Below are 4,607 nucleotides of genomic sequence, written 5' to 3'. Positions count from 1 at the left end.
TCGCGCCGGTTCGTCGGAGGGACGCGCGCGAGCGCGGAGGCCGAGGGGGGTCGGGCTTCACCGTCAGTTGGCAATCTGCGCGCGTCTGCCTGGCGGGCGCGCCAGTCACGCCGGCCCGAGGCAATCCCCGGGAAATCGGTTCAGGCGTTGCGGCGGCGCCAGCCGAGGCGTGCGAGCCAGCTTCGGAGCCGCGTCGGCTCGTCGACCTCGGCGACGATCCGGTCGAGCAATTGCTCGTCCGGCTCGAGACTGAAGAGCGCGTCGAGCTGCAGGCCGAGGCTGGCGATGCGCCCCGATTCCAGCCGCCGGACCACCAGCTTGGCGCCCGGCACCGGGATCGTCGCATCGAGGTCGGGCTGATTCCCCAGCCGGGCCGCCGCCCAATCGGCGATCGCGAGCGACGGGTCGGCATCGCCGAAGTCGAGCTCGTAGAACTGCGCGACCTCGCCGATCTGGGTCTCGCCGCGAATCGGCAGCTCGCCGAAGGCCAGCCCCAGCCGCCGGGCCACGTCGGCGCTCTCGCGGAAGAGGCTGTCGAGCCGCGGCAGGCGCTCGCGGGGCACCAGGAAATAGCTGTAGTCGCCGGGTTGCAGGTGGCCGGCGGTCTGGCGGTCGAGGATCTGGTTCTTGCGCACCACCATGATCACCCGCGCCCAGGACGGCAGGCGGCTGAGGCCGAGGACCACGCTCTCGGCGGCCACCGGATAGCCGACGATCTCCTGCTCGACCTGGCCGGGGATGTCGATCTCGACGCGGCTGGTATTGGGGATCGACTGGCGCAGCGCGACCTTGAGGCGCCGGGCGACGCCGGTCAGGCTCGCGCCCTGGACCAGCATCGAGAAGAGCACCACGAAGAAGGCGATGTTGAAGAAGACCGCCGCATTGGGCACGCCCGCGAGCGTCGGGATCGCCGCGAGGAAGATCGAGACCGCGCCGCGCAGCCCGACCCAGGAGACGAAGAGCTTCTCGGTGCGCGTGAAGCCGAAGGGGCTGAGGCAGAGCCAGACCGCCAGCGGCCGGGCGACGAAGGTGAGCGCCAGCGCGACGAGCACCCCCGGCACCGCGTAGTCCCAGAGCGTGCTCGGCGTCACCAGCATGCCGAGCATGAGGAACATCACGATCTGGCAGAGCCAGGTCACCGCATCGTGGAAGCCGACGATCGAGGGATAGGCCCGCACCGGGCGGTTGGCCATGACGAGGCCCGCCACATAGACCGCGAGCAGGCCGCTGCCGCCCGCGAGGTTGGTGGTCGCCGCCACGAGCACCGCGCCCGCGACCACGAAGAGCGGGTGCAGCCCGCCCGGCATGGAGATGCGGTTGAGCACCCAGACCGCCGCGAAGCCGCCCGCGAGCCCCGCCGCGGCCCCGAGCAGCCCCTGCTGTCCGAGCCGCAGCGCCACGTCGAGCGCCGGGGGGTCGCCGCCCGCGAGCACCAGCTCGGTCACCACGATCACCAGAAAGACCGCGATCGGGTCGTTGGTGCCGGATTCGATCTCGAGCGTCGAGCCCACCCGGCTCTGCAGCCGCAGCCCGCCGGTCCGGAGCAGGAAGAACACCGCCGCCGCATCGGTGGAGGCGACGATGGCGCCGAGCAGGAGCGCCTCGATCGGGGCGAGGTCGAGCACCGCCCAGGCGGCGAGCCCGGCGACCGCCGCGGTCACGAGCACGCCGAAGGTCGCGAGCAGGAGCGAGGGGACGAGCACGCCCCGGAAGGTCGAGAGCCGGGTCCGGAGCCCGCCGTCGAAGAGGATCACCGAGAGCGCCACGGATCCGACGAGATAGGTCACGCGGTAATCGTCGAAGCGGATCCCGCCCGGCCCGTCCTCGCCGGCGAGCATGCCGACGATCAGGAAGACCAGGAGCAGCGGCGCGCCGAAGCGCGTGGCGACCAGGCTGGAGAAGATGCCGACCAGAACCAGCGAGGCGCCGACGAGGATCGCCGTATTGACGAGGTCGAGCCCCTGCATCGTCTGCCGCACCTCCTTCAAGCCACCGGGGCGCCTGCAGGATCGCGGCGCCCCGGGGGATATTGTGGTGCGGCCGCCGAAGAGGCAAGCGCCTGGCCGGCGCCCGTGACCCTCGGAACCGGGAGAAGGCCGCGCCCGGCGCGGCCCGATCGCCAAGGGTCGATCGGGCCGGGGACACCCGGCCTCAGCCCCGCCCGGCCTCCAGGTCTGCGACGAGGGCCTCGAGCGCCGCCGCGGCGGAAGCGAGCCTTTCCGGGTCGGCGCTGCGCGCCACGAGATTGGCGCCGGGCCTGTCGCCGAAATTGAACGGATAGCAGCCGATGCCGACATCCGGGAAGGCGGCGGCGAGATCGGCGAGCGCGGCGGCGAGCTCGCCCTCGGGCAGCCCGGCCCGGACCGTGGCGCTGAGGAGCGGCGCGCCGCCGGTCAGCCGCGGCAGCAGCCCCTCGACCATCGCCGCGAAGACCGAAGGCACGCCCGCCATCACATGCACGTTCCCGAGCGAGAAGCCCGGCGCCTTCGACACGGGATTGTCGATCAGCGTCGCGCCTTCGGGGATGCGCGCCATGCGCAGCCGCGCCGCATTGAGATCGACCTCAGGGTTCGCGTAATGCGTCGCGAGGATGGCGCGGGCGTCCTCGCGCACGCCGATCTTCACGCCGAAGGCGGCGGCGACGCTGTCGGCGGTGATGTCGTCATGGGTCGGCCCGATGCCGCCCGAGGTGAAGACATGGGTGTAGCGGGCGCGCAAGGCATTGACCGCGGCGGCGATCTCGGCGGCATCGTCGGCCACCACCCGCGCCTCGCGCAGGGCGATCCCCCGTTCGGCCAGGGCGCAGGCGAGATGCGGCATGTTGGCGTCCCGGGTGCGGCCCGCGAGGATTTCGTCGCCGATCGTCAGCATCGCGGCGGTGGGATTCGGCATCGTCGGCTTGTCCTCGCTCCGGGCGCGGTCCAGTCTGGCGGCCATGGAATTCTCCCGCCCCCTGGTTCGCGGCATTCTGGTCCGCCGGTATAAACGATTCCTCGCCGACGTCATGCTGGAAGACGGGGGCGCGGTCACGGCGCATTGCGCCAATCCCGGCGCCATGCTCGGGCTCGCCAATCCGGGCATGGCGGTCTGGCTGGAGCCGGTCGAGGATCCGCGGCGCAAGCTGCGGTATTCCTGGCGGCTGGTCGAGCTCGGGGGCGGGCGCTTCGCCGGGATCGACACCGCCCTCCCCAACCGCATCGTGGCCGAAGCGCTCGCCGCCGGCGCGATCCCGGATCTGGCGGGATATGCCTCGGTCCGCCCGGAGGTGCGCTACGGCACCGGGAGCCGGGTCGATTTCCTGCTGACGGCGCCGGACCGGGATCCGGCCTATGTGGAGGTCAAGAACGTCCATCTGCGCCGCGAGGGCGCCTGGGCGGAGTTTCCCGATTGCGTGACCGCGCGGGGCGCGAAGCATCTGCGGGAACTGGCGGAAGTGGCCGCCACCGGCGGTCGCGCGGTGATGCTCTACGTGATCCAGCGCGACGATTGCGACGCCTTCCGCCTCGCCGCCGATCTCGACCCCGCCTATGCGCGCGCCTTCGCCGCGGCCCGGGAGGCCGGCGTCGAGGCGATCGCCCATGCCACCCGGATCACCCGGACCGGCATCCGGCTCGACCGGGCGGTGCCGGTTTCGGGGCACCAGCCGGGCGGGCGGTGATTTCGCGCGGCGGCGGGTTTGCAATGCCCCGTCCCAGAGGCTACATCGGCGGCATCATGCCCGGAGAACCCGCCATCGAGCGATCCCTGCCAGGCCGCCTGAACAAGGACGGCATCCGCATCCACGACCGCGAGGATTTCGCGGGAATGGCGGCGGCCGGCCGGCTCGCGGCCGAGATCCTCGACCGGATCGCGCCGCAGGTGGAGCCGGGTGCGAGCACGGCCGAGCTCGACGCGCGCATCCAGGGCATGATCGAGGAGGCGGGCGCGACTTCGGCGACCATCGGCTACAAGGGTTACCGCCACGCGACCTGCATCTCGGTCAACCACGTGGTCTGCCACGGCATCCCCTCGGAGAAGCGGCTGAAGCCCGGGGACATCCTCAACATCGACGTCACGGTGATCGTGGACGGCTGGTACGGCGACACCAGCCGCATGTACGTGGCCGGCCCGCCGGCCCGGAAGGCCGAGCGGCTGATCGACATCACCCATGACGCGCTGATGGCGGGCATCGAGCAGGTGCAGCCCGGCAATACCTTCGGCGACATCGGCGCCGCGATCCAGCGCTTCGCCGAGGCGCATCGCTGCTCGGTGGTGCGGGATTTCTGCGGCCACGGGCTCGGGCGGGTGTTCCATGCGCCGCCGAACGTGCTGCATTACGGGCGCTGGGGCACCGGGCCGGTGCTGGAGCCGGGCATGTTCTTCACCATCGAGCCGATGATCAATCTCGGGCGGCCCGAGACCAAGGTGCTCGAGGACGACTGGACCGCGGTCACCAAGGACCGCTCGCTCTCGGCGCAGTTCGAGCATTCGATCGGCGTGACCGAGACGGGCTGCGAGATCTTCACGCTCTCGCCGGCCGGGCTCTTCCATCCGACCTGGAAGCGCGAAGGCTGACGCGCCGGCGCCGCCGGGCCGGATCGGGCACGGCGATCGTATCTGGAACTCCT

At 71.7% G+C, this 4,607-nt stretch carries 4 protein-coding genes; 2 read left to right on the top strand and 2 right to left on the bottom strand.

All coding sequences use genetic code 11. The features are described 5' to 3' along the window. Positions 1-140: 140 nt before the first annotated feature. Positions 141-1,967 (bottom strand): potassium/proton antiporter, encoded by a 1,827-nt coding sequence (locus tag V7050_RS18225; RefSeq protein WP_324370433.1) that lies wholly within the window; start codon positions 1,965-1,967, stop codon positions 141-143. A 184-nt stretch (positions 1,968-2,151) separates the two neighbouring features. Then, the gene (locus V7050_RS18220; protein ID WP_324370435.1) at positions 2,152-2,892 is read right to left on the bottom strand and encodes a competence/damage-inducible protein A; all 741 of its coding nucleotides are present in this window, start codon (positions 2,890-2,892) and stop codon (positions 2,152-2,154) included. Positions 2,893-2,935: 43 nt separating this feature from the next. On the opposite strand from V7050_RS18220, the gene sfsA reads away from it, so the two are divergent. After that, positions 2,936-3,658, top strand: a complete 723-nt coding sequence (gene sfsA, locus V7050_RS18215; protein WP_324375819.1) for a DNA/RNA nuclease SfsA — start codon at positions 2,936-2,938, stop codon at positions 3,656-3,658. Between the two features lie 56 nt (positions 3,659-3,714). Further along, a complete protein-coding gene (gene map / locus V7050_RS18210; RefSeq protein WP_324375821.1) occupies positions 3,715-4,554 on the top strand; it encodes a type I methionyl aminopeptidase in 840 nt (279 codons plus the stop codon). Positions 4,555-4,607: the final 53 nt, after the last annotated feature.

The organism is Amaricoccus sp. (genome assembly GCF_036846665.1).
Classification (GTDB): domain Bacteria; phylum Pseudomonadota; class Alphaproteobacteria; order Rhodobacterales; family Rhodobacteraceae; genus Amaricoccus.
Note: the sequence above shows the minus strand (reverse complement) of the source record. Positions and strands in the feature narration are given on the sequence as shown.

What these genes read in the sequence shown, in the direction of transcription:
- map (WP_324375821.1), top strand. Translation starts at nt 3,715, where the DNA reads ATGCCCGGAGAACCCGCCATCGAGCGATCCCTGCCAGGCCGCCTGAAC.
- V7050_RS18220 (WP_324370435.1), bottom strand. Translation starts at nt 2,892, where the DNA reads ATGCCGAATCCCACCGCCGCGATGCTGACGATCGGCGACGAAATCCTC.
- sfsA (WP_324375819.1), top strand. Translation starts at nt 2,936, where the DNA reads ATGGAATTCTCCCGCCCCCTGGTTCGCGGCATTCTGGTCCGCCGGTAT.
- V7050_RS18225 (WP_324370433.1), bottom strand. Translation starts at nt 1,967, where the DNA reads ATGCAGGGGCTCGACCTCGTCAATACGGCGATCCTCGTCGGCGCCTCG.